This window comes from Rhizobium sp. 05L429 (assembly GCF_056397645.1).
In genome coordinates, this window is record NZ_JBFTNV010000001.1 from 62,470 (window position 1) to 85,243 (window position 22,774).

Here is a 22,774-nt window from a genome sequence, read left to right on the forward strand (position 1 = left end):
TGTATCGTCCTGTCCCAGTGATTCTTCGCGCCCCGATGGCACGAGCAGGAGATTTTTCCAATTGCTTTCAAAAAGCAACGGAGTCTGGCCAAAGTGTGGTCAAAAAGAAAGGCGGCCCGCAAGGGGCCGCCTCATCAAAATCCGGCTTTTGCCGGAAATTACATGCCTGCGCCGCCGAGAACGGTGACTGCACGGCGGTTCTGCGACCAGCAGGAAATATCGTCGCAGACGGCGACCGGACGTTCCTTGCCGTAGGAGATCGTCTTCATGCGCTGGGCCGGAACGCCGCGCGAGGCGAGGTAATCCTTGGCAGATGCGGCACGACGAGCACCGAGAGCAAGGTTGTATTCGCGCGTACCGCGTTCGTCGGCATGGCCTTCGACGGTGATCTGGTAGTTCGGGTAGCGACCGAGCCACTGAGCCTGACGGTCGAGCGTCTGGGCGGCATCGGCGCGGATCGATGTGGAGTCGGTGTCGAAGAAGATGCGGTCGCCGACATTGACCGTGAAGTCCTGGGCAGAGCCCGGCGTTGCCGCACCGGCACCGAGGCCGAGATCACCCGCGCTGTTCGGCACGTTCTTCTTGTTGGCGCAGCTCGCAAGAGCGAGACCGGCGACCAGCGCGATCATGACGGGGTTGCGGGCGAAATTCTGCAGACGGCTCATTGCCGGGGTGTGAATTCGGCTCATGGCCGGGTCTCCTTGCGACTTCAATCAGGGTTTCCGGACAGTAACCGCACTCGGTTAACCGGCCATCAAAGATTATGGTTAACGATTCGTTGATTTGTCCCTGCATCGCCCATTTTCAGGACTTTGCGGCGACATGAAGGCGTTATTTCCGCTCTCCACTACTCCAGAAGCGGCGACCAGGCCGGGTCCGAGCCATAGGCCGGCGTCTTGATGGCCTGTTCATTGTAGCCTGTTAGGTCGATCGAATAGAGTTGCGGGCCACCGGCACCTGCCGCCTGGCGGAAGAACATGATGACGCGGCCATTCGGCGCCCAGGTCGGGCCTTCGTTGTGAAAACCGGTCGTCAAAATGCGTTCGCCCGAACCATCCGGCTTCATCACGCCGATCGAGAACTTGCCGCCCGACTGCTTGGTGAAGGCGATCAGATCGCCACGCGGCGACCAGACCGGCGTGGAGTACCGACCGTCACCGAACGAGATGCGGGTCTGGCCCGAACCATCGGCATTCATGACATAGATCTGCGACTGTCCGCCGCGGTCACTTTCGAAGGCAACGCGGTTGCCGTCAGGCGAATAGGAGGGCGACGTATCGATCGCGGCCGTGGATGTCAGGCGGGTGGTCGTGCGCGAACGCAGGTCCATCGTGTAGATATTCGAATTGCCTTCCTGCTGAAGGCTCATGATGACCTTCTGGCCATCGGGAGAAAAGCGCGGCGAAAAGGTCATGCCCGGAAAGTTACCGACGACTTCACGCTGTCCGGTCTCAAGCTGCAGCAGATAAACGCGCGGCTGCTGATTGGCGAAGGACATGTAGGTCACTTCCTGCCGGCTCGGCGAGAAGCGCGGCGTCAGTACGAGATCGCTGCCGTCGGTCAGCATGCGAACGTTGAAGCCGTCCTGATCCATGATCGCCAGCTGGCGCTTGCGCTGCTGCTTGGGACCGGATTCGGAAACGAAGACGACGCGGGTATCGAAATATCCCTCTTCGCCGGTGATCTGCTTGTAGATCGCGTCGGCGATGATGTGAGCGACACGCCGCCAGTTCTCCGGCTGCGTATAGAACTGCTGACCGGTCATCTGCTGCCCGGCAAAAGTATCCCACAGGCGGAATTCGGCGCGAAGGCGGCCATCCGCTTCCTTGGTAACTCGGCCAGTGACCAACGCCTGGGCATTGATAACCTTCCAGTCCTCGAAGCGCGGCGCAGCATCCGGATTGGAGATCTTTTCGATAAAGGCCGTCTTGTTGATCGGGGCAAACAGGCCGGAACGCTGCAGGTCGGCGGCGATGACCTGCGAGACCTGCGCGCCCATGTCGCCCTGGAAGTCAGTCACCGCAATCGGCATCGGCTGGACATTGCCTTTTCGAAGATCGAGGGTGACCAACGCGTTCGCCGGCGTCGTAAAGGCTGCGGCCCCAATCAGGCCTGCAATGACCATCAGAGCGCGGATGAGGGAACACTTGACCATATCAAACAAGCCTTTCAGCATCTTATTGGGTAAGAGCGCTGGTGTCGAAATTGAAAACAATTTCCTTCCAGACATCGTATTTATCTTTCGGAAGCACCGTAAAAGGAGCTGCGCGACGAACTGCGCGAAGGCCGGCATCGCTAAGACTTTTCTGCGCACGCTCACTGCCACCGGTGACCTGCACATCAGGGTTGCCGACGATCTGCCCGTCTCTCGCTAGCTTTATGTGGATCGTCAAACGCACGCTGCCGATATCTTTCAGGCGACTGTCGACGATGAATTGACGTTCGATCGAGTGCACAAGCGCCGTGATTTCAGCCTTGCTGAGGATCGGGGCGTTTGCGCTGCTTCGGCGATCAGCCGTCTCCGCATTTGCATCGAAAGGAAATGCGAGGCCAAGGATCAACCCGATCAGCACCGCGTACATCCCGAAAGATTTCGCGAAATGGATCGAATTCCTCGGCATTCAAATCCCCATATCGCTAGGATGAAAATTAAGGACAACCTCGTTCCACACGTCATACTTGTCCATCGGAAGCGTCGTGCGGAACGACGGAGCAGATTTCATCACGGCACGGTAAGCGCCACTTTCCAGCGCACGACGCGTTGAATCGGTGCTGCTTCCGCCGGAAGACTCGATGTCAGGCTGGCCGATAATGTTTCCATCTTTATCGAGTTTGAAATGCACCGTGATGACCATGCCGGAAAGGCCTTCCATTCCCGGAGTAATAAGCCAGTTACCCTGGATCAAACCCTGTAGCGCATCTTGTTCGCTTTGGCTGAGCTTGGAACCGCCATTGCTCTTCTTCGCCCCCAGCGATGCCTCCTGCGTCGAACGCTTGGCGCCGCCGGCGGAAGGATCGGTCTTGTTCAGCAACGCCGAAATCTCGTCCGCGTTGAAGTCGCTCTTCATTGAAGAAGCCGATTTCGCCACTTCCTGTTTCTTGTCGGCTTTCTTCTTGTCTGTCGGTTTTTCTGCAGCCTTCGGCTCGTCCGGCGTTTTTTCCGGCGGCTTTTCAGCAGCCTTCTGTGGTTCCGGCGGCTTTACCTGTGGCTTGACGACCGGCGTCGGCACCTTGTCCGGCAATGCTTCGGCATCCGGCTTCGGCGGTTCCTCAGGCTTGGCCTGTTCTTCCGGCGGCTTTTCCTCGGGCTTCGGCGGTGTCACTTCGACTGGCTTTGGCGGCGGAATGGAAGCAACCTCCTTCGGCTGCTCGACCTCGGTCTCTTCCTTGTTGACTTCCTTGACGTCGTTCGGCTTGGGATCGATCGTCGGCAGCGGCTTCTCGCTCGAATTCGCCGCCGCAGCTTCGCTGTTACTGGGCTTGGCGTTCGGGACCGGCGGCGTCTTCAGGTCGACATTGTTGTCACCGGCATTCTCCGCCGGCTGCGCGATCGGCGGCCGGGTCGTCGGCACCGGGGCTGATGTCTCCTTCTTCGGAGCTTTCTTGTCGCCCTGCTGCATTTGCGTGATGGATTCCACCGGCACGAGATCGACCGGCATCGCCTCGAAATCCTCCACCTTGAAGGATTCCGGAGCGCTTAGCGACACCAGCGCCCAGGTAAGCACCAGCCCGTGCAGAACCGCAGATGTGACGACGCTGGTCTTCATCTTGAACGCTACTGGTCCTTCTTCTGCTGTGTCACGAGGCCAATATTCTTGAAGCCTGCACCCTGGATGCGGGCCATGACGTCGGCAATCACGCCGTAAGGAGCGGTCGCATCGCCGCGCACGAAGATGCGCTCGTTATAACCCGTGGTCGCGATTGCCTCGAGTTTTGCAGCAATCTCTTCAGCTGGGATCGGCGTTTCCTGCAGATAGACTTCGCCGTTGTTCTTGACGGAAATCGTAATCGGCTGCGTCTCTGAATTCAGTGCCTTGGCCTGCGTTTCCGGCAGATCGATCGGAACGCCGACCGTCATCATCGGCGCCGCCACCATGAAGATGATGAGCAGCACGAGCATGACGTCGACCAGCGGCGTCACGTTGATTTCGGAGATCACTCCCTTGTTGCGGCCACCGCGACGGCGGCGTCCGCCGCCCCCTCCGCTATTGCCGCCTACAGCCATACCCATGGTCGTCCACTCCGTCCGTTACTGCGCAGCCTGGCGCGGCTGCAGCTTCTCGTCGATCTGGCGCGAAAGGATGGCGGAGAATTCATCCGCAAAGCCTTCCATGCGACCCGAGAGCTTGCCGGCGTCGGCGGAGAACTTGTTGTAGGCGATAACCGCCGGGATAGCGGCGACAAGGCCGATGGCGGTTGCAAGAAGCGCTTCCGCGATGCCGGGTGCGACGACCGCGAGATTGGTGGACTTCGAACCGGCGATCGCCTGGAACGAGGTCATGATACCGACAACCGTACCGAAGAGGCCGATGAACGGACCGGCCGAACCGATCGTCGCGAGCGACCCGAGGCGAGCGGAAAGAAATTCGGATTCGCGGGCGAGCGTCACGTCCATGGCGCGGTCGATACGCATCTGCAGACCGATCGGCGAACGCGCGCCCCGCTCGAAGGACTTTTTCCATTCGCGCATCGCCGCGACGAAGATCGCTGCAAGGCCGGTATTGGTACGCTCGGAAAGCGTCCGATAAAGTTCTTCCAGCGACTGGCCCGACCAGAACACCTGCTCGAACTTGTCGAACTGGCGACGGGCGCGGCCGTAAGCCAGATATTTGTCAATGACGATAGCCCAGGTCCACACCGAAGCGGCGATAAGGCCGAGCATGACCAACTTGACGACGATGCCGGCCTGCATGAAAAGCGACCAGAGGCTGACGTCGGTCGTGGCTGCTGCCAATCCTACTTGTTCCATAGATCCAAAATCCCCGAATCCAAACGCCCGGCGCTTGACCGGGCGGCACGAAGTGATCACGCAAGAATGTCTGGCGGCCGCCGCCCAAAGCCCTGGTCAAGCTTCCAAGCTCTTCTTCCGCCTTCTTGCCGTCAAATTTGGTCAAAGGAAGGCGTGCGTCGCACAAACTCCGACTCCGCGAGTAAGACACCATTATGGTTAATAGATCGTTAGTGCCAAACGATGACAGCGGGAATATCGCGGGAGATTTTGTTCCTGGATTAACTTGACCGGAGAATCGTCCGGTTGCTGAACACAGCGCTCATCTTGCAGCGCGGCAATTCCTTCACATAAAATTCAAGTTTTTACAAGCCCTCGTATCAGGGCGTCTCCGCACAGAAAACGGCGGTATTGTCTGCCTCTTGCTCATGTTTCCGGAATGAGCATTTGCCTTGCCAGCGCCTCCGGTAACCGGCGCGGCCTGCCCTTGGCGTTGATGACGGCAATGATCACCTTTGCGGCAATCAACAGCATATCGTCGCGGCGGATTTCCTGGCTGAGGACCATCTTGGCCCCGCCCGCCTTTTCGGTATGGGTCACCACGGTCAGGACATCATCCATTCGCGCCGGGCTCTTGAAGTCGATCTCCATGCGGTGGACGACGAAGACCAGCCCCTCCTCGTCGGCACTGACGAGGTCGCGCTGCTCGACGCCGAGGCAACGCAGATAGTCGGTGCGGCCGCGCTCGAGGAAATGCAGATAGCGGGCATGATAGACCAGGCCGGAGAAATCCGTATCCTCATAATAGACCCGCTGCACGAGGCGATGGCCCGCTTCGGTAAGTTCGCCGGAAATAGAAAAACCGCGTTCCGCCATAATTTTCTCCAAACTTTCCGGCCCTCTTTGGCGCAACACGTCTCGACACGCAAGCATTGAACAATTGTCATATTTCCTAACTATTCCCCTTAGGAAACAACCATGAGGAGCCAGTGGCATGAAGATTGCGGTGATGGGCGGAGACGGTTTCATCGGTTGGCCAACCTCGCTGCATCTCTCCGATGCCGGGCATGACGTCCACATCCTCGACAATCTCTCCCGCCGCTGGATCGATACGGAACTGGGCGTGCAATCGCTGACGCCGATGGACTCCATTCAGGAGCGCACCCGCATCTGGCATGCCGAAACCGGCCGCCGCATCCATTTCAATCTCATCGATCTCGCCCGTGACTACGAGCTCCTGAAGAAGTGGCTCGCCGAAAACCGGCCCGACGCAATCATCCATTTCGCTGAACAGCGCGCCGCCCCCTACTCGATGAAGAGCGACCGCCACAAGAACTACACCGTCAACAACAATGTCAGCGCCACGCACAACCTGCTGAACGCACTGGTCGAACTGCAGCTCGATGCTCATCTGGTCCACCTCGGCACCATGGGCGTCTACGGCTATTCGACGGTCGGCGCGGCGATCCCTGAAGGTTATTTGCCCGTTGGTATCGAAACGACCGGCGGCGAGACCGTTTCCCAGGAAATCCTCTATCCGTCCAATCCGGGCTCGATCTACCACATGACCAAGTGCCTGGATCAGCTTCTCTTTCAGTTTTACGCCAAGAATGATGGCCTAAGGATCACTGATCTGCACCAGGGCATCGTCTGGGGCACGCATACCGAACAGACGCGCCGCCATCCGCAGCTCATCAACCGCTTCGATTATGACGGCGACTACGGCACGGTGCTAAACCGCTTCCTCATTCAGGCCGCCATCGGCTATCCGCTGACGATCCACGGCACCGGCGGTCAGACGCGTGCTTTCATCCATATCCAGGATTCCGTCCGCTGCATCGAGCTGGCACTCGAGAATCCTCCGGCCCGCGGCTCGCGCGTCGAGATCTTCAACCAGATGACAGAAACCCATCGCGTGCGCGATCTCGCCGAGATGATCGCCAGGATGAGTGGTTCGGAGATCGTCCGGCTACCCAATCCGCGCAAGGAGGCGGCCGAAAACGATTTGGTCGTCAAGAACGACAAATTCCTGGGTCTCGGCCTCGATCCGATTACCCTGCAGGCCGGCCTGCTCGACGAAATCGTCGAAGTCGCCAAGAAATTCGCTTACCGCGTCGACCGCTCCCGTGTCCCGGCCGTCTCTGCCTGGACGAAGGATATCGCTGCGACGATCAATCACGACCCGGAAGGCAAGCGGCTGAAGTCCGTATCATGAGCGGTGCTTTTATCTCGAGGCACCGACCGCGCGTAAATCTAGGCGTTGGCGGGAGCGCCCGCCGCCAATGACCCATACCCCACCTTTTGCCTACGTCACCCTCGTCACCAACGCCGACTACGCCAGAGGCGCCACCGCGCTGGCAAACTCCCTGCGCCGCACGGGCGCCGAAGCCTCCATCGTCGTTCTGCATACCGGCGGGGTCGATGCGTCCGCCCTCGCCCCACTGGACGCTCTGGGCTGCCGGCTGATCGAAGTCGAGCATCTACCCTTGTCAGATGCTTTCAACGAGCGTCATGCGCGCGGCAATCTCCACGTCGCCGCACCCTTCACAAAAGGCCGCAAACCGGCGTTTCATTCGCCGCTCGATAATTTCTGTAAGCTGCGCCTCTGGCAGCTTGTCGAATATGAGCGCTGCGTCTTCATCGATGCCGATGCGATCGTCTTGAAGAATATCGACAAGCTCTTCGCCTACCCGGAATTCTCCGCGGCGCCGAATGTCTATGAGAGTCTCGCCGATTTCCACCGCATGAATTCCGGCGTCTTCGTCGCCCGTCCTTCGGAAGAGACCTTCAGGCGGATGATCGACGTTCTGGATCAGCCCGACATCTTCTGGCGGCGCACCGATCAGACGTTCCTCGAAACATTCTTTCCCGATTGGCACGGCCTGCCCGTATATTTTAACATGCTGCAATATGTGTGGTTTACAATGCCGGCACTGTGGGATTGGAAGAGCATTTCGGTCCTCCACTATCAGTATGAAAAACCTTGGGAAAAGGATCACCCTAAGGCAACGAGGCTACAACCTTTGATCGATTTGTGGCATTGTTTCCATACTGGCGGCCATGTGCCGGAGATTGCATCTCTGGCCAATCCGGATGAGGCGGCATGAAAGTACTGGTATCAGGCGGAACGGGCCTCGTCGGACACTATATCGTCGAAGAGCTGCTTTCTGCCGGATATCAGGTGATTATCGGCGGGCGGCGCGCGCCGCTCTCCCGGTCCTTCTCCCGTCCGGTCGATTTCGCCCGACTTTCGCTCGATCCGGACGAGGACCATATCGGCGCCTTCGATGATGCCTATTTCTTCGTGCATGCCGCCTTCAGCCACGTCGAGGGAAAATACCGCGGCGGCGAAGGCGACGACCCAAAGGCGTTTCGCCGTCTGAACCTCGACGGCACCGTCAAACTCTTCGGGGAAGCAAAGCGTGCCGGCACCCGCCGTTGCATCTTCATCTCCAGCCGCGCTGCTTATGGCGAGCCTGCGCCAGGCACCGAACTGGTCGAAACCAAGCCCCCAGCACCGCAAACCCTGTACGGCCAGGTCAAGCTAGATGCTGAACGATCACTGACACATCTTTCCGGCCCAGGCTTTGCCGGAGTAAGCCTGCGGGCAACCGGTATTTACGGCGATCGCTCCCCTAACAAATGGGACGACCTGATCGATGAGTATCTCCGCGGAGAGCCTGTTTCCCAGCGCGCGGGAACCGAATTACACGGCCGCGATCTCGGTCGTGCCGTGCGACTGATGCTTGAAACAGAAAGTGCCCGGATCTCCGGCGAAGTCTTCAACGTCTCGGATATCGCCGTCGACACAAGAGATATTCTCTCGCGCATCCGGCACCACGCCAACTGTCCCTTCCCGCTGCCCGAGGCAGCGGACAAGGCGGGGCTTTGCCCCATGAATACGGAAAAGATCCGCACACTCGGCTGGAAGCCAGGCGGTATGTCTCTTTTCGAGCAGACCATGCGGCAATTGGCCGAGAAAAAAATGGTTCCTCGGCCCAGTTCCACGCAAGTCTGATCTGGCAGAGTACGCCCCAAATGTAATCGGGGGTATCTTATGCAGCTCGCAACCGTTTCGGCGTCCACCCTTCTGCGCGGCACTCAGCCAGCACAATCCGGCGTTTCATCCACGAGCGACGAGCCCGATACCGGCGTATTGAAGATCCAGCGGCAGTCGCTGGCGCTGGAGCAGGTGCGAAATTCGCTGGCAAGCTCCGCCGACGATGCAAAGAGCCGTGCCCAGCGCAAGCTCGAGGAAGCCAAGCAGGAGCTTCAGGCGCTGAAGACGGCGGGCTTTCCTCCGGAAGTGATCGCCCGTCTCGCGGCCGAACTCGCGCGCAAGGTCGGCGCCGCGGCCTCCGAATTCGCCTCGGCCGTTGCCACTGGTGGCTCTTCCGGCGAAAGTGCCGCCACCAGCGCAGCAGCCACGTCCGCTTCCACGGCCGCGACGACCGATGCCACCACGAGCGCAACAGGCAAGGTTGTCGCAAGCGATGCAACGGCTTCCACTGAGGCAACGCAGGATACCGAAACGCCAACGGAAGCAGCCGAAGACGGCACCAACACTGCGGAAACGGATGGCGCGGCTCATGCCCGCAAGGCCTATCAGGAAACCGTCGAAGACGGTCCGAAGTCGTCGGCAATTTCCGCCGATGACCGCAAAACGATGGAAGAATTCAAATCCGTCGTCCGCGAACTGAAGCAGATCCTTGAAAAGGCCATGCGCGATCTACGCGAGAAGAACCGCGATGCTGCCGCCGATGGCGCAATCGGCGCAGCACAATCGGCCGTGACCGGCCTGTCGGCTGCAGTGCCGACGGCGACCATTCCCTCCAGCATCGTCGTCTAGGTTTTCGGCGCTGCCGTCTGAGGCAACAGATAAATCGTTGCCTGGTTGACGAGCAGCACCAGGCAGGCGGCAAAGACGGTTGCGAATAACCTGTCCAGGAGCGCGGAAGCCGGCACGGCATGATCGGCTGTCCCCATGGCCATCATCATCAGCGGCGTCATCACGATCGAATAGACGAGATAGTTCCTGGCCCGCAAAAACGGCCTGATACCGCCGAGCGCTGCGACAACAAGCACATCGGCCCAGATCGGCAAGGCAAGGAAGGATAACAACCCCGCACAGCAGACGCCGAAAAGGACGCCGATCACCCTTTGCGTCGTCTTGAGCGGCAAACGTTCCGGCCGCCGCTCGATCAGCAGCACCAGCGTCAGCGCCGCCCAATGAACGTCATGATCGGGAAAGAACAGGTGGATCAGCGAGACGGCACTCAGGCAGGAAACCAGCCGGACGGGATATTGCCAACCTGCCGGCTCCACCAGGGAGTGCCGTAGCCTGTTGAATTTCTGTCTGGCGGTTGGCTTGCGGTCGTCCTCGGTCTCCTCTGAGGCATGACCGCGGGTATGCGCGACGACCACAGCCATCGCCATGTGGAGAACGACAGCGAAAAGCGCGCCGCCGATGATGACGGCAAAGATAAGCAGCGGATCTGCCGTCGTGGCGGAGACGATGCCGCCGACCATGACCAGATAGAAGATGAAACGCATCGAGGCGGCGACCATGGCGCGATCGAAACCGCCTGTGACACCGGCAAGCGCGGCGATCAAGAGCAGGCCGATCTGCCAAGCGTCGCCGAGCCGCCCGAGTGCGCAGGCAAGCGCTGCCGCAAGCATCAGCACCAGCAGTGCGGCCCCTGCGCTCGCGGCTTGCGCCCGCAGTCTGCCATGCGCTACCGTCCCGCTCATCGCCATGCCGCCGATCAGGCCGAGCCCCGTATGGTGGCCTTTCGCAGCAAGCAGTGCCGGAACGGCCATGGCAAGCGCTGGTACGGCGATTTCGATTGCCGTCACTTCCTTTTCAGTCGACCAGCGAAAGGCCCCGGCTACGTGATTGAGTGTCTTTTCCATCAACCGTCTCTCAGACCCGGAATTGGGATCGGGGAAAATAATACGCAGTGCGTACTATATGTCCAGTAACCACGACGCACCTGCGACACTTATCCTGCGATCCGTCCTGTTGCTCGGCCGCCGCCTGCGTGCCGCGCGGGCCGAGGGTCCGCATAGCCTGTCGACCATCGCAATCCTCGCCACCCTTCACCGTCTGGGGCCGATGCCCGCCTGGCGGTTGGCCCTGGAGGAGCACCTGCAACCGCAATCGGTTACCCGCATCATCGCTGCACTTGAGCGCGACGGGCTCATCAGCCGCATGCGTAGCGAGACCGACCGTCGCGAGATCGAACTGTCGATCACTCCTCACGGCCGTACGGTGTTGTCCGAGGACATAGGCTCTCGCCGCGCCTGGCTGGAAAAGGCGATGGACGCCCGCCTGACGCCGGAAGAGCGCACGACATTGATGGAAGCATCGGAAATCATGCTGAAGCTCGCCCAAGCCCATATCGAGGATGAGCCGCCAATAGGTGAAGAATAGGTGTTTTGCCTGTTGCAACCGACGGCGAGCGGCTATCTTCGCCGGATAACGATACGGAACCTAAAATGACACCAAAGGAATTGAAGGCCCAACTGCGCACCGGGCGTCTGGCGCTTCGCGACGCCATCCCGACCGGTCTGCGTGCCGCCAAAAGCCTCGACATGGCGGCTCATGCCGGCGATGCCATTGCTTTTGCGCCCGGCACCATCATCTCGGGTTTTCTGCCGATCCGCTCCGAAGCCGACTTACAGCCGTTGATGACACGGTGGCGCGGACGTGGAGCCCGCCTCTGCGTGCCAGCCATCATCAATAAGCAGACCATTGTCTTCCGGGAACTCGCCCATGGCTCAGCGCTGATCAGCACCGGTTTCGGCACGGTCGGCCCAGGTGAGGATGCGGCTGTTCTCGACCCCGATATTATGCTCGTGCCGCTGTCCGCCTTCGATTCCCGTGGCCACCGCATCGGCTACGGCGCCGGCCATTACGACCGGGCAATCGACCGTCTCCGGCAAAAAGGCCTGTCTCCGAAGCTGATCGGCATTGCATTTGACTGCCAGGAAGTGGCAGAGGTACCCGCTGAGCCGCACGACATAAGCCTGGATGCCATCCTGACGGAAAGCGGCCTGCGCCATTTTACCTCACGGATTGGATAGGGAATGCGACTGCTATTTCTGGGTGACATGGTTGGCAAGACGGGACGCACGGCGGTTTGGGATCGCCTGCCCGGCCTGGTTTCCGACCTGAAACTCGACTTCGTCATCGTCAATGGCGAGAACGCCGCCGGCGGCTTCGGCATCACCGAAGACATTTTTCTGGAAACGATCAATGCCGGCGCCGACGTGGTGACGACAGGCAATCACGTCTGGGACCAGAAGGATGCCGTCGCCTTCGCAGGTCGCCATGACCAATTCCTGCGACCGGCGAACTACCCTCAGGGAACGCCTGGCCGCGGCTCAGGCCTTTTCTATGCGCGCAACGGCGCCCGCGTGCTCGTCGCAAACATCATGGGCCGCGTCTTCATGCATCCCGAGCTCGACGACCCCTTCAAGGCGGCCGAAACGATCCTTGCTGCCTGCCCTTTGAAGGAACAGGCCGATGCCATCATCTTCGATTTCCATGCGGAAGCGACAAGCGAGAAGCAGTGCTTCGGCCATTTCGTCGACGGCCGCGCCAGCTTTGTCGTCGGGACGCACACTCATGTGCCGACCGCCGACACGCAGATCCTGAACGGCGGCACCGCCTATATGTCGGACGCCGGCATGTGTGGCGATTACGACTCCTCGCTCGGCATGGACAAGGAAGAGCCGCTCAACCGCTTCATCTCCAAGATGCCGAAGGGCCGCATGGAGGCAGCCACCGGGCCTGCCACGATCTGCGGTGTCGGCGTGGAAATCTCCGATGCGACGGGACTGGCGGAGAAGATCGCCCCCCTGCGCCTCGGCCCGAGGCTTGCCGAGACGATCCCGGAGTTTTGGCGCTAGCGCCTCGTAACACGCAATTGTGAGCATGCCCCGTCTGGACCGCTGCGACGGCATGCCGCATCCTCCCGGCGTCGTGAAAGCGCCGGAGGGGTGGCATGAAGCCGCATTGTCTTGTCCTCGCTATCGCATGTGTTGCGGTTTTCTCCGCACCGAACCTTGCCGAAGCCCAGGAAGATCGAAGACCGGTCAGCCAGTGCCAGGCCATCGCGCAGAATATTCCCAAGGCCACCTTCGCGAGTTTCTCCAGCACAGTGCCGGTGGTCCCAGCGGTTTCCGAGGGTGAGGACGTCAAGTTCACCTATCTCGGCCATTCGACTTTCGAGATCGAGACGCCTGGCGGCATCGTCATCGCCACTGATTATAATGGTTGGTACAAGCCGGCCGTCACCCCCGATGTCGTGACCATGAACAAGGCGCACTCAACGCATTACACGCTGACGCCGGATCCCGGCATCAAACACGTGCTGCATGGCTGGAGCGACGCCTCTGGCGATAAGGCCAGGATCAATCTCGTGGTTGGTGACGCCTATATCCGCAACGTCACGACGGATATCCGCTTCAGCTACGGGCTCGGCGGTTCACAACTCGACGGTAATTCCATTTTCATCTTCGAGATATCAGGCCTTTGCATCGGCCATCTCGGCCACCTGCATTATGAGCTGACCGATACGCATTACACCGAAATCGGCAGGCTCGACGTGGTCATGGTACCGGTCGACGGCGGCCTGACCATGGGACCCGACAGCATGAGCCGCGTCATCAAACGGCTGCGCTCATCGCTGATACTGCCGATGCATCGCCGCGGGCCACCGGTCAACGCCTTCGTCTCGATGTTCGGCAATGGTTTCGACGTCAACTATGCGCCCGACAACAGCATTACCGTTTCGCTGCGGACGCTCCCGAAGAAGCCCCTGATCTATGTGATGAAAGACGTGCAGTAAAAGGGCCCGGACTACAGCATCAGCCCGAAAATCGGAATCGATTTTCGGGCTGATGCTGTAGATTCAAAAAGGTAGAGCGTCCTTTGTGCGTCCGAATGGACGCACGGCGCTCTATGCCGGGCCTTTGGACTCAAGCAAATTGCAGATGCCGCTTGATGCCGACATCGGGCATCTTCTCCTCGTCGAAATTGGCCTTGGCGATTTCCCAGCCGAATTTCAGCTTGCTGCCGGTAGACACCCAGATTTCCGCATCATCGACATGCATGGAAAGCATCGTCAGTTTCGGATCCTTCTTGCCGCCCTCATACCAAGCGGCCACGACAGAGTTCCAGAACTCCTCGATCTTTGCGGAATCAGGACGCACCTCGATAACCCCGGACAGGCAGGCATGATAATCGTGGTTCTTGCCGATGACGCAGAAATACGCGCGGCTGCCTGGTTTGATCATCTGCACGAGTTCGGCATCCGTCTTGGTATAGAACCAGATCGTATTGGTGGTCGGATCGACATTCGGAGCCATCGGCTGCATATGCATGTCGACGCCTGAAAGGCCGAGCATGCCGGCATGGATGTCGTTGATCTGGTCCCAGAGCTGACGTGCCGGTTGTTCACGGGCTTCGCTGAAGCTTGCCATAGCCGTTCCTTTCCTGTTGGTGTCGTCGGTTGAAAACGTCATCTCCTCGGCTTTGTTCCGCCACCCGCCACGCCGTCAGGGAAGGATCGAAAAGCTGCTTTTTCCTTGAATATCGCCCCTTCCGATCCTATAAGGCGGCCCATTCCGAACAATGAGACGTGAACAGGGGTGCCATGGCTGGCCATTCACAGTTTAAAAACATCATGCACCGCAAGGGCCGTCAGGATTCCGTGCGGTCGAAAATGTTCTCCAAGCTCGCGCGCGAAATCACCGTTGCCGCCAAGGCCGGCCTGCCCGACCCGACGATGAACGCCCGCCTGCGCCTGGCGATCCAGAACGCCAAGGCCCAGTCGATGCCGAAGGACAATATCGACCGCGCGATCAAGAAGGCTTCCGGCGCCGACACGGAGAACTATGACGAAGTCCGCTATGAAGGCTATGGCCCGGGCGGCACGGCGATCATCGTCGAGGCCCTGACCGACAACCGTAACCGCACAGCTTCTAACGTCCGCTCGATCTTCACCAAGGCCGGCGGCGCCCTCGGTGAAACCGGCTCGGTGTCCTTCTCCTTCGACCATGTCGGCGAAATCACCTACAAGCTGTCCGCGGGTGACGCCGACAAGATCATGGAAGCCGCCATCGAGGCCGGCGCCGATGACGTCGAGACCGATGAGGAAGGCCACTACATCACAACCGCCTTCGAAGCCCTCGGCGACGTTGCCAAGGCTCTCGAAGCCACTCTCGGTGAAGCTGATACCGTAAAGGCGGTCTGGCGCGCCCAGAACAACGTGCCGGTCGACGAAGAAAAGGCCCAGTCGATGCTGAAGCTCATCGACTCGCTCGAAGACGATGACGACGTCCAGAACGTCTATTCGAACTTTGAAGTCTCGGAAGAAGTCCTGGCCAAGCTTTCGGCCTGACGCCTTATCGAATACGGAATCAAAAACCCGGCTGCACTTCAGCCGGGTTTTTGTTTGCCTGAATTCTGCTGGTTAGGCCGCAGCCCGCATGAAATTACCGAGCCCGGCAAAGAGCTCCACCGATTTCAATCGCGCCTCGACGTCATGGATCGGCATCGAGATGATCACCTCGTCGGCCTGCGTCTCCTTCAGGAAGTCGTTGAGCTGAGCTTCGGCCGTGGCCGGCGAGCCGACGACGGCGTAACGCAGCGTGTGTTCGACATTCATCTTCTCCATCGGCGACCAGAAAGCATCCATATCCTTGAGCGGTCGCGGGAAAGGCCCGCGCACATTGCGCCGCAGGTTGACAAACTGCTGCTGGGCCGAAGTGAAATGATACTGTGCCTCCTCGTCCGTTTGCGAAACGGCGCCCATGACGCCGACCATTACATAGGGCTTGTCGAGTTCTGCCGAGGGCTGGAAACGGTCACGGTAGATCGCGATCGCATCGAGCAGCATATCAGGCGCGAAATGCGAGGCGAAGGCAAAGGGAAGGCCGAGCATGGCCGCAAGCTGGGCGCTGTAGAGACTGGAGCCGAGCAGCCAAATCGGGATGTGCGAACCATTGCCGGGTACGGCAAGGATCGCCTGGTTTTCGATCGGCGTACCGAGAAGCTGCTGCAACTCCACCACATCATTGGGAAAGCTGTTTGCTCCGGCATCGAGATTACGCCGCAGCGCCTGCGCCGTGCGCATATCCGTTCCCGGCGCGCGGCCAAGCCCGAGATCGACACGCCCGGGAAACAAAGCTTCCAGCGTCCCAAACTGTTCGGCAATGACGAGCGGCGCATGGTTCGGCAGCATGACGCCGCCCGAGCCGATGCGGATGGTCTTCGTCACCGCTCCGATCTGGCCGAGAATGACTGAGGTTGCAGCGCTTGCAACGCCGGGCATACCGTGATGCTCCGCCATCCAGAAACGCGTATAGCCGTATTCCTCAGCCTTCTGAGCCATTCGCTTCGACGCAGCGAAAGATTGGCTGATGGTCGTGCCTTCAGCCACGGGGGAAAGATCGAGAATGGAAAAGGGAACCATGGAAACCTGCCGCGCAAGAATAGGGGTGCGGTCTATGTAGGTTCGCTATGGAGCTATTCCAAATCGCAGCGCAAACAAAAACACGGGTAGCAAGCGGCTGTCATTCGTCGAAAGCAGAAGAGAATTTCAGTGCACCGGAGGGTGGCGGTCCCTTGAAGACGATCCGCTGCACATATCGCGTTTCGAGATCGCCGTAAGTCAGCCTTCCATCGCTTTCGAAGCCGACGCCGCGATAGACCGAGGGATTGCCGATCAGCGCACAGCCCGTCGCGTCACGCTCTCTCAGCAGGTCCAGACCTTTCTGGATCAACGCTCTGCCGATGCCCTGCCGCTGCCGCTCCGGCTTCACCGAAATCGGCCCCAGCCCATACCATCCGTCCTCGACACCGCCGATCGTGATCGGCGAGAACGCGATATGGCCGATGATCTCTTCGCCCTCTTCCGCAACGAGCGATATCGCAAGGTCACCTGATGCACGAAGATCCCTGACGATCCGGGCCTCGGTATTGTTGCTATAAGGCATCGGCTCGAATGCCGCCCATGTCAGTGCGTGAATGGCATCCGCATCCTCAGGTCTTTCGAAGCGGATAATCATAATACGATCAAGCCCGTTTCCGCAGCAGGTGCATGTCGCCGCCATGCTGCTGATGTCCTTCGCCAAGGGTGAAATTGCCGAGCCGGCGGTCCATTTCCACAGCCTCCGTCGCGAGACGATGGATCGCAGCCGTCGTTTCCTCGACCATAGCCGCATTCTGCTGCGTCATGGAATCGAGTTCGGCGACAGACGTGTTGATCTGCCGTAACGTATCCGCCTCCTCGCGGGTGGACTCCATGATCTCGTTGATCTGGCCGTTGATGGCTTCGACATGGCCGCCGATGCCGGTCAGTGCAACCCCGGCCTTCTCGACGAGGGCCACACCGCTTTCTACCTCATGCGTGGATTTCTGCAGCAGGCTGGAGATTTCCTTGGCTGCACTCGAAGACCGCTGCGCCAGTTCGCGCACTTCCATGGCGACGACCGCAAAGCCCTTGCCGCTTTCGCCGGCACGCGCTGCCTCGACGCCGGCGTTCAGCGCCAGCAGATTGGTTTGGAAGGCGATATCGTCGATGACGGAAATGATGGTGTTGATCTGGCGCGAAGACGTCTGGATCGCCTCCATCGCCGCAATCGTCTCGCGCATGATCTGACTGGAGCCGACCGTTTCCTTCTTGGCATCGCGGGCGATGCGCTCGGCATGCTCGGCTCTTTGGATCTGCACGCGCACCGACTGGGTGATGGCGCTGATCGCATTAGCCGTCTCGGTGATCGAGCTTGCCTGCCGCTCGGTGCGGCCGGCCAGTTCATCCGCCCCCGTGCGCATCTCCTCGGAGCCTGCACGGACGGCCATCGAGTTGCCGCCGATCGCCGTCATCGTTTCGTTAAGCGTTGAGAGCGCCTCGTTGAAGTTCACGCGCAGGCTTTCGAGCTCGCTCGGGAAGCGGGTTTCGATCTGATAGGCCAGATCGCCGCTTGCCAGATGATGAAGCCCTTCGTCGAGTGCCGTGACGACGTCCTGCAGGCTGCGGGCTTCGGCTTCGCGCTGCGCAAGGTTCTCCTGGCGTTCGCTTTCGGCCTGCGCACGCGTTTGCTCGCTCACTGCTTCGAGTTCGCGGCCTTCGATCAGCGATTGCTTGAAACGGCCAAGCGCCTTCGCCATCGTGCCAATCTCGTCCTTGCGGTTCTGGCTGCCGATCTCGACTTCCAGCTTGCCGTCAGCGACTTCGCGTGTCACGCCCGCAAGGCGGGCGAGCGGCGAGAACAGAAAGTTGGTGATGAGCCCCGTGGCAACAGCCATGATGACGAGAACGCCGATGCCGATCCAGGTCAGCAGCGTGGCGATCTCGATGGAGCCGGCATTCAATTCGCTGAGCAGCACGCTTTCGACGACGAGGAACCGGTCACCGCGATAGTCGATGCCGCGCACATAAGCGCGTGCCACACCATCGGCGCGATCGAAATCCGCAACTGTCATCGCCGAGCTCGCTAGCGCATCCTTCACAAAGGTGAACTGCGCAGTATCGAGCGTCGCAAGCCGGCCGGACGCATTAAGACCGACGGCCGAGCCGTCACCTGAAATGATCGCCGCCTGTGCCGTGCTGCCGGACACGATACCCTTCGCTAGAATGCCGGTGACGACGTCGTCGCGCACCTTGAACAGCATCAGACCCTTCGCCTGGCCGAGCTTGACGATCGGCACGGCATAGAAGATCGCCGAGTTGCCGCTGCCCGCATCGACGCGCAGACCGGAGAAGGCCGTCGGCGCGGAATCGTCGGTTGCCTTCGCGGTATTCTCGATCGCCTTGGCATAGGCGATGCCTGATCCGGTGGCCTTCCAGGCGTCGGACTTCAGGTTTTCGGCAAAGTCGTCGTTCTTCTTGTAGGAATAGAGCACGGTGCCGTCGAGATCGACGATCAGCAGATCGCTGAAGGCGGTATCAGTGAGATCGCGGGCCACCTCGCCCTGCGTCTTCTCGTGGCTCGAATAATAAAATCCGCTCGGCCCCTCGGGCTTGGTAAGCTTTTCGCGCTGGTCGGCCGGATTCGGGTTGTTCGTGATAAATACCTTCTTCAGCTCGCCCCGCGCATCGCCGGAGCTCTTCTCCATCGTCTTCCAGCCGCTTTTCAAATTAGTGATCGACATCTGCAGCGCTTCGATGCGCGCTATGGAGGTCGCCTGGTTCTCAAGCTGCTCGAACTGATCCTGCAGCATGTCGCCGCGGAAGATCAGCACACTCTCCTTCGCCTTCAGTGCCTGCTCGTCGGAAACGCGGCTGCTGGCGAAATAGGCGAGGACGTCAATCACCGCGACCGAAAGCGTGGCCAACAGGATGAAGGTGGCAATCACCTTGAAGGACAGGGACTGAAATCTCTGAGCCATGAAAACGAACCCTTCCGGAACGGCGCACCAGTCGGGAAAATCGCCGGCCAGTTGACCTGTAAACAGAACATCGGAGGCTTAAGCCCTGCGGAAGCCGGCCCCTCTCACATTTGATGGACCAGAATTCATGCATCCGGTTTAATTCCCGGTAAATGCCGTACCGAAAACAGGGCGCGTTTTCGCTTTGTTCACATATCGATGGCACTTATTTCGCCTCCGCTATAGGGTGAGCCATGCAAAACACGATTCGCATCATCGGTATCGATCCCGGCCTTCGCCGCACGGGATGGGGCATTATCGATACGCTCGGTAATTCGCTGCGTTTTGTTGCCTCGGGAACCGTCACCTCGGATGGTGACATGGATCTCGCCTCGCGCCTCTGCCAGCTGCATGACGGCCTTGCTGAAGTCGTTCATTCCTACAAGCCGGACGAAGCCGCCGTCGAACAGACCTTCGTCAACAAGGATGCGGTAGCGACCCTGAAGCTCGGCCAGGCTCGGGGTATTGCCATGCTGGTGCCTGCCCGCGCCGGCCTGCCGGTGTCGGAATATGCACCGAACGCCGTAAAGAAGACCGTCATCGGCGTCGGTCACGGCGAGAAGAAACAGATCCACATGATGCTGAAAATTCTCATGCCGAAAGTCGAATTCAAGGGCGACGACGCCGCCGACGCCTTGGCGATCGCCATCTGCCATGCCCATCACCGCGGTGGAAACCGTATGCGCCAGGCGATGGCCGGCTGATCTTTCGCTCGATATCATTTCACCCGAAACCCATCCCTGACGGAACAAGATCATGATCGGCAAGCTGAAAGGCACTATAGACGAGATCGGCGATGACTATGTGCTCGTGGATGTGCACGGCGTCTGCTACGTCGCCTATTGCTCGGCGCGCACGCTCTCGAAGCTCGGTTCCGCGGGAGAAGCCTGCGTGCTCTTCATCGAAACCTATGTGCGCGAGGACCAACTTAAGCTCTTCGGCTTCCAGACGCAGCTCGAACGCGAATGGTTCAATCTGCTGCAGAGCGTGCAGGGCGTCGGCGCGAAAGTAGCGCTCGCGGTGCTTTCGACCCTGACACCTCCCGAACTTGCCAATGCGATCGCCCTCCAGGACAAGACCGCCGTTTCACGCGCCCAGGGCGTCGGTCCCAAGGTCGCGATCCGTATCGTCACCGAGCTCAAGAACAAGGCACCTGCCTTTGCCGGCGATGCGATCAATATCGGCCTCAAGCAGGAGATCGGCGAAGGTGTGGCCGCAGCCCCCGTTGCCGACGCCGTTTCAGCCTTGACCAATCTCGGCTATTCGCGTGATCAGGCAGCCAATGCGGTTGCCGCCGCCATGAAGACCGCCGGCGAAGATGCGGATAGCGCCAAGCTGATCCGTCTTGGCCTGCGGGAACTTTCGCGCTGATGGCCCCGCAGGGTGTCAACGCAGGCCGCTTGGTGTATGGACTTGAGCAAGCTTCGAACGGAAATACCCTATGACCGATGCCCGCCTGATAACGCCTGAAAAGCGTGGCGAAGACCTGGATACGACGCTACGCCCGCAGTCTCTGGACGAGTTCACCGGCCAGGCGGAAGCGCGTGCCAATCTCAAGATCTTCATCGAAGCCGCCAAAAACCGCGGTGAGGCGCTGGACCATGTCCTCTTCGTCGGCCCACCCGGCCTCGGCAAGACGACGCTGGCGCAGATCATGGCAAAGGAACTCGGCGTCAACTTCCGTTCCACCTCCGGCCCTGTTATCGCCAAGGCCGGCGATCTGGCCGCATTGCTGACCAATCTCGAAGAGCGCGACGTTCTCTTCATCGACGAAATCCATCGCCTCAACCCGGCGGTCGAGGAAATCCTCTATCCGGCGATGGAAGATTTCCAGCTCGACCTCATCATCGGCGAAGGCCCGGCCGCCCGCTCGGTGAAGATAGACCTGTCGAAATTCACCCTCGTTGCCGCCACCACCCGCCTCGGCCTGCTGACCACGCCGTTGCGCGACCGTTTCGGCATTCCTGTGCGCCTTTCCTTCTACACGGTGGAGGAACTCGAGCTGATCGTTCGCCGCGGCGCCCGCCTGATGGGCCTTGGCATGACCGATGACGGGGCCCGCGAGATCGCGCGGCGCGCCCGCGGCACGCCGCGCATCGCCGGCCGCCTGCTGCGCCGCGTGCGCGACTTCGCCGAAGTCGCAAGGGCCGAAGCCGTCACCCGCGAGGTCGCCGACGAGGCGCTGACCCGCCTGCTGGTCGACAATGTCGGCTTCGATCAGCTCGACAAGCGTTACCTCAATATGATCGCCGTCAATTTCGGCGGCGGCCCGGTCGGCATCGAAACCATCGCCGCCGGCCTCTCCGAGCCGCGTGACGCGATTGAAGACATCATCGAGCCGTATATGATCCAGCAGGGTTTCATTCAGCGCACGCCGCGCGGCCGCGTTCTGACCGCAATCGCATGGAAACATCTCGGCATGCAGCCGCCGAAGGATATGGAGGCTGCGCAGTTCGGGCTGTTCCGGGAGGACGATTGATTGATCAGCCGGCGCGGCTTTCTCAAACTCATGGGCGGCAGCTTCGCAGGCCTCATGGCGCTCGGCGGGTATGCCTTCGCCTATGAACCGCTGGCCCGGCTGACGATTTCCCGTTATACGCTGACCCCGCCTGGATGGCCGCCCGGCTTGAAGCTTCGGCTTGTCGCACTTGCCGATTTCCACGCCTGCGAACCCTGGATGTCCGCAGCCCGCATCGCTTCGATCTGCGCCCTCGCGAACGAGCTGGAGGGGGATATCACACTCCTGCTCGGTGACTACGCGGCCGGCATGAACATGGTGACGCGTTATGTCCATTCCAGCGAATGGTCAAAGGCGCTCGCGACGCTCGAAGCCCCGCTCGGTGTCCACGCCATCATGGGCAATCATGATTGGTGGGAGGATAGAACTGCGCAGCTGAATGGCGGAGGCGATACGTTCGGACATAGGGCTTTGGCCGAAGCCGGTATTCCCGTCTATAGCAATCGCGCCGTCCGCTTGGAAAAGGGCGGGCATGGCTTTTGGCTGGCCGGTCTGGAGGACCAGTTGGCGCTCCTGCCGGGCAGGAAATGGGGCCGCAGCCGTATGCAGGGTCTCGATGATCTCGACGGAACGCTCGCGCAGGTTTCCGACGACGCGCCAGTCATCCTGCTTGCCCACGAGCCCGATATCTTTCCGCGCGTGCCCGAACGTGTATCGCTGACGCTGTCTGGCCACACGCATGGAGGACAGATCCGTCTTCTCGGTTATTCGCCGATCGTGCCCTCACGCTATGGCGATCGTTATGCCTATGGCCATATCATAGAGAACGGCCGGAATATCATCGTTTCCGGCGGGCTCGGCTGCTCTATCGCGCCGGTGCGCTTCGGCGTTCCGCCGGAGATAGTGGTCATTGATCTCGGATAATATC

Annotated in this window: 25 protein-coding genes; 13 read left to right on the top strand and 12 right to left on the bottom strand. The window is 60.0% G+C overall.

Features of this window, described 5'->3' with window-relative positions; translation table 11 throughout:
• Window positions 1-158: 158 nt before the first annotated feature.
• From pal to ybgC, 7 genes are all read right to left on the bottom strand, one after another.
• On the bottom strand, window positions 159-689 hold the full coding sequence (gene pal / locus AC1DNW_RS00305) for a peptidoglycan-associated lipoprotein Pal (RefSeq protein WP_113309296.1): 531 nt from the start codon (window positions 687-689) through the stop codon (window positions 159-161).
• 158 nt (window positions 690-847) lie between these two features.
• Window positions 848-2,155, bottom strand: a complete 1,308-nt coding sequence (gene tolB, locus AC1DNW_RS00310) for a Tol-Pal system beta propeller repeat protein TolB (protein WP_113309293.1) — start codon at window positions 2,153-2,155, stop codon at window positions 848-850.
• A gap of 22 nt (window positions 2,156-2,177) precedes the next feature.
• On the bottom strand, window positions 2,178-2,621 hold the full coding sequence (locus AC1DNW_RS00315) for a cell envelope integrity TolA family protein (protein WP_113309290.1): 444 nt from the start codon (window positions 2,619-2,621) through the stop codon (window positions 2,178-2,180).
• Window positions 2,622-3,767, bottom strand: coding sequence for a hypothetical protein (locus AC1DNW_RS00320; RefSeq protein WP_113309289.1), 1,146 nt, complete (start codon window positions 3,765-3,767; stop codon window positions 2,622-2,624).
• An 8-nt stretch (window positions 3,768-3,775) separates the two neighbouring features.
• Window positions 3,776-4,231, bottom strand: coding sequence for a protein TolR (gene tolR, locus AC1DNW_RS00325; protein ID WP_113295394.1), 456 nt, complete (start codon window positions 4,229-4,231; stop codon window positions 3,776-3,778).
• 18 nt (window positions 4,232-4,249) lie between these two features.
• Window positions 4,250-4,969 (bottom strand): protein TolQ, encoded by a 720-nt coding sequence (gene tolQ / locus AC1DNW_RS00330; RefSeq protein WP_113295393.1) that lies wholly within the window; start codon window positions 4,967-4,969, stop codon window positions 4,250-4,252.
• Window positions 4,970-5,374: 405 nt separating this feature from the next.
• A complete protein-coding gene (gene ybgC / locus AC1DNW_RS00335) occupies window positions 5,375-5,824 on the bottom strand; it encodes a tol-pal system-associated acyl-CoA thioesterase (RefSeq protein WP_113295392.1) in 450 nt (149 codons plus the stop codon).
• Window positions 5,825-5,942: 118 nt separating this feature from the next.
• Here ybgC and AC1DNW_RS00340 point away from each other — a divergent pair, with 118 nt between their 5' ends.
• From AC1DNW_RS00340 to AC1DNW_RS00355, 4 genes are all read left to right on the top strand, one after another.
• On the top strand, window positions 5,943-7,163 hold the full coding sequence (locus AC1DNW_RS00340) for an NAD-dependent epimerase/dehydratase family protein (RefSeq protein ID WP_113295391.1): 1,221 nt from the start codon (window positions 5,943-5,945) through the stop codon (window positions 7,161-7,163).
• Window positions 7,164-7,230: 67 nt separating this feature from the next.
• Window positions 7,231-8,055 carry a glycosyltransferase gene (locus AC1DNW_RS00345; RefSeq protein ID WP_113309288.1) on the top strand — a complete coding sequence of 275 codons (825 nt, stop codon included), beginning with the start codon at window positions 7,231-7,233 and terminating at the stop codon, window positions 8,053-8,055.
• Entirely contained in the window at window positions 8,052-8,966 is a 915-nt protein-coding gene (locus AC1DNW_RS00350) for an NAD-dependent epimerase/dehydratase family protein (protein WP_113309287.1), read from the top strand. The genes AC1DNW_RS00345 and AC1DNW_RS00350 overlap by 4 nt, the downstream gene beginning before the upstream one ends.
• A gap of 39 nt (window positions 8,967-9,005) precedes the next feature.
• Window positions 9,006-9,797, top strand: coding sequence for a hypothetical protein (locus AC1DNW_RS00355; RefSeq protein WP_113309286.1), 792 nt, complete (start codon window positions 9,006-9,008; stop codon window positions 9,795-9,797).
• Here AC1DNW_RS00355 and AC1DNW_RS00360 read toward each other — a convergent pair.
• Window positions 9,794-10,861, bottom strand: coding sequence for an FUSC family protein (locus tag AC1DNW_RS00360; protein ID WP_113309285.1), 1,068 nt, complete (start codon window positions 10,859-10,861; stop codon window positions 9,794-9,796). The two genes, AC1DNW_RS00355 and AC1DNW_RS00360, sit on opposite strands and share 4 nt — an antisense overlap.
• 58 nt (window positions 10,862-10,919) lie before the next feature.
• On the opposite strand from AC1DNW_RS00360, the gene AC1DNW_RS00365 reads away from it, so the two are divergent.
• From AC1DNW_RS00365 to AC1DNW_RS00380, 4 genes are all read left to right on the top strand, one after another.
• A complete protein-coding gene (locus AC1DNW_RS00365) occupies window positions 10,920-11,381 on the top strand; it encodes a MarR family transcriptional regulator (RefSeq protein ID WP_113309284.1) in 462 nt (153 codons plus the stop codon).
• A gap of 65 nt (window positions 11,382-11,446) precedes the next feature.
• The gene (locus AC1DNW_RS00370) at window positions 11,447-12,034 is read left to right on the top strand and encodes a 5-formyltetrahydrofolate cyclo-ligase (RefSeq protein ID WP_113309283.1); all 588 of its coding nucleotides are present in this window, start codon (window positions 11,447-11,449) and stop codon (window positions 12,032-12,034) included.
• 3 nt (window positions 12,035-12,037) lie between these two features.
• Window positions 12,038-12,862, top strand: coding sequence for a TIGR00282 family metallophosphoesterase (locus AC1DNW_RS00375; protein ID WP_113295384.1), 825 nt, complete (start codon window positions 12,038-12,040; stop codon window positions 12,860-12,862).
• 95 nt (window positions 12,863-12,957) lie between these two features.
• Entirely contained in the window at window positions 12,958-13,803 is an 846-nt protein-coding gene (locus AC1DNW_RS00380) for an MBL fold metallo-hydrolase (RefSeq protein ID WP_113309282.1), read from the top strand.
• 130 nt (window positions 13,804-13,933) lie between these two features.
• Here the strand turns inward: AC1DNW_RS00380 and AC1DNW_RS00385 are convergent, their stop codons facing one another.
• Window positions 13,934-14,437 (bottom strand): pyridoxamine 5'-phosphate oxidase family protein, encoded by a 504-nt coding sequence (locus AC1DNW_RS00385; protein ID WP_113309281.1) that lies wholly within the window; start codon window positions 14,435-14,437, stop codon window positions 13,934-13,936.
• A gap of 173 nt (window positions 14,438-14,610) precedes the next feature.
• Between AC1DNW_RS00385 and AC1DNW_RS00390 the strand changes: the two genes are divergently transcribed.
• Window positions 14,611-15,357 (top strand): YebC/PmpR family DNA-binding transcriptional regulator, encoded by a 747-nt coding sequence (locus tag AC1DNW_RS00390; protein WP_113295381.1) that lies wholly within the window; start codon window positions 14,611-14,613, stop codon window positions 15,355-15,357.
• 72 nt (window positions 15,358-15,429) lie between these two features.
• Here the strand turns inward: AC1DNW_RS00390 and AC1DNW_RS00395 are convergent, their stop codons facing one another.
• From AC1DNW_RS00395 to AC1DNW_RS00405, 3 genes are all read right to left on the bottom strand, one after another.
• Window positions 15,430-16,431 carry an LLM class flavin-dependent oxidoreductase gene (locus tag AC1DNW_RS00395; RefSeq protein ID WP_113309280.1) on the bottom strand — a complete coding sequence of 334 codons (1,002 nt, stop codon included), beginning with the start codon at window positions 16,429-16,431 and terminating at the stop codon, window positions 15,430-15,432.
• Window positions 16,432-16,531: 100 nt separating this feature from the next.
• Window positions 16,532-17,026, bottom strand: a complete 495-nt coding sequence (locus tag AC1DNW_RS00400; RefSeq protein ID WP_113309279.1) for a GNAT family N-acetyltransferase — start codon at window positions 17,024-17,026, stop codon at window positions 16,532-16,534.
• Between the two features lie 7 nt (window positions 17,027-17,033).
• Window positions 17,034-19,349, bottom strand: a complete 2,316-nt coding sequence (locus AC1DNW_RS00405) for a methyl-accepting chemotaxis protein (protein ID WP_477851738.1) — start codon at window positions 19,347-19,349, stop codon at window positions 17,034-17,036.
• A 233-nt stretch (window positions 19,350-19,582) separates the two neighbouring features.
• On the opposite strand from AC1DNW_RS00405, the gene ruvC reads away from it, so the two are divergent.
• From ruvC to AC1DNW_RS00425, 4 genes are all read left to right on the top strand, one after another.
• Window positions 19,583-20,092, top strand: coding sequence for a crossover junction endodeoxyribonuclease RuvC (gene ruvC / locus AC1DNW_RS00410; protein WP_113295377.1), 510 nt, complete (start codon window positions 19,583-19,585; stop codon window positions 20,090-20,092).
• A 52-nt stretch (window positions 20,093-20,144) separates the two neighbouring features.
• Window positions 20,145-20,759 (top strand): Holliday junction branch migration protein RuvA, encoded by a 615-nt coding sequence (gene ruvA / locus AC1DNW_RS00415; RefSeq protein ID WP_113310254.1) that lies wholly within the window; start codon window positions 20,145-20,147, stop codon window positions 20,757-20,759.
• A gap of 70 nt (window positions 20,760-20,829) precedes the next feature.
• Entirely contained in the window at window positions 20,830-21,867 is a 1,038-nt protein-coding gene (gene ruvB / locus AC1DNW_RS00420; protein WP_113295375.1) for a Holliday junction branch migration DNA helicase RuvB, read from the top strand.
• Complete coding sequence (locus AC1DNW_RS00425) at window positions 21,868-22,770, top strand: metallophosphoesterase (RefSeq protein ID WP_113310255.1); 903 nt, start codon at window positions 21,868-21,870, stop codon at window positions 22,768-22,770. It begins immediately after the preceding gene.
• Window positions 22,771-22,774 lie beyond the last annotated feature (4 nt).

Coding starts and splice junctions, on each gene's coding strand:
- AC1DNW_RS00385 (WP_113309281.1), bottom strand. CDS start 14,437: ATGGCAAGCTTCAGCGAAGCCCGTGAACAACCGGCACGTCAGCTCTGG.
- AC1DNW_RS00390 (WP_113295381.1), top strand. CDS start 14,611: ATGGCTGGCCATTCACAGTTTAAAAACATCATGCACCGCAAGGGCCGT.
- tolB (WP_113309293.1), bottom strand. CDS start 2,155: ATGGTCAAGTGTTCCCTCATCCGCGCTCTGATGGTCATTGCAGGCCTG.
- AC1DNW_RS00405 (WP_477851738.1), bottom strand. CDS start 19,349: ATGGCTCAGAGATTTCAGTCCCTGTCCTTCAAGGTGATTGCCACCTTC.
- ruvA (WP_113310254.1), top strand. CDS start 20,145: ATGATCGGCAAGCTGAAAGGCACTATAGACGAGATCGGCGATGACTAT.
- AC1DNW_RS00320 (WP_113309289.1), bottom strand. CDS start 3,767: ATGAAGACCAGCGTCGTCACATCTGCGGTTCTGCACGGGCTGGTGCTT.
- tolR (WP_113295394.1), bottom strand. CDS start 4,231: ATGGGTATGGCTGTAGGCGGCAATAGCGGAGGGGGCGGCGGACGCCGC.
- ruvC (WP_113295377.1), top strand. CDS start 19,583: ATGCAAAACACGATTCGCATCATCGGTATCGATCCCGGCCTTCGCCGC.
- AC1DNW_RS00365 (WP_113309284.1), top strand. CDS start 10,920: ATGTCCAGTAACCACGACGCACCTGCGACACTTATCCTGCGATCCGTC.
- AC1DNW_RS00400 (WP_113309279.1), bottom strand. CDS start 17,026: ATGATTATCCGCTTCGAAAGACCTGAGGATGCGGATGCCATTCACGCA.
- AC1DNW_RS00395 (WP_113309280.1), bottom strand. CDS start 16,431: ATGGTTCCCTTTTCCATTCTCGATCTTTCCCCCGTGGCTGAAGGCACG.
- AC1DNW_RS00355 (WP_113309286.1), top strand. CDS start 9,006: ATGCAGCTCGCAACCGTTTCGGCGTCCACCCTTCTGCGCGGCACTCAG.
- ruvB (WP_113295375.1), top strand. CDS start 20,830: ATGACCGATGCCCGCCTGATAACGCCTGAAAAGCGTGGCGAAGACCTG.
- AC1DNW_RS00375 (WP_113295384.1), top strand. CDS start 12,038: ATGCGACTGCTATTTCTGGGTGACATGGTTGGCAAGACGGGACGCACG.
- ybgC (WP_113295392.1), bottom strand. CDS start 5,824: ATGGCGGAACGCGGTTTTTCTATTTCCGGCGAACTTACCGAAGCGGGC.
- AC1DNW_RS00340 (WP_113295391.1), top strand. CDS start 5,943: ATGAAGATTGCGGTGATGGGCGGAGACGGTTTCATCGGTTGGCCAACC.
- pal (WP_113309296.1), bottom strand. CDS start 689: ATGAGCCGAATTCACACCCCGGCAATGAGCCGTCTGCAGAATTTCGCC.
- AC1DNW_RS00380 (WP_113309282.1), top strand. CDS start 12,958: ATGAAGCCGCATTGTCTTGTCCTCGCTATCGCATGTGTTGCGGTTTTC.
- AC1DNW_RS00345 (WP_113309288.1), top strand. CDS start 7,231: ATGACCCATACCCCACCTTTTGCCTACGTCACCCTCGTCACCAACGCC.
- AC1DNW_RS00370 (WP_113309283.1), top strand. CDS start 11,447: ATGACACCAAAGGAATTGAAGGCCCAACTGCGCACCGGGCGTCTGGCG.
- AC1DNW_RS00315 (WP_113309290.1), bottom strand. CDS start 2,621: ATGCCGAGGAATTCGATCCATTTCGCGAAATCTTTCGGGATGTACGCG.
- AC1DNW_RS00360 (WP_113309285.1), bottom strand. CDS start 10,861: ATGGAAAAGACACTCAATCACGTAGCCGGGGCCTTTCGCTGGTCGACT.
- tolQ (WP_113295393.1), bottom strand. CDS start 4,969: ATGGAACAAGTAGGATTGGCAGCAGCCACGACCGACGTCAGCCTCTGG.
- AC1DNW_RS00350 (WP_113309287.1), top strand. CDS start 8,052: ATGAAAGTACTGGTATCAGGCGGAACGGGCCTCGTCGGACACTATATC.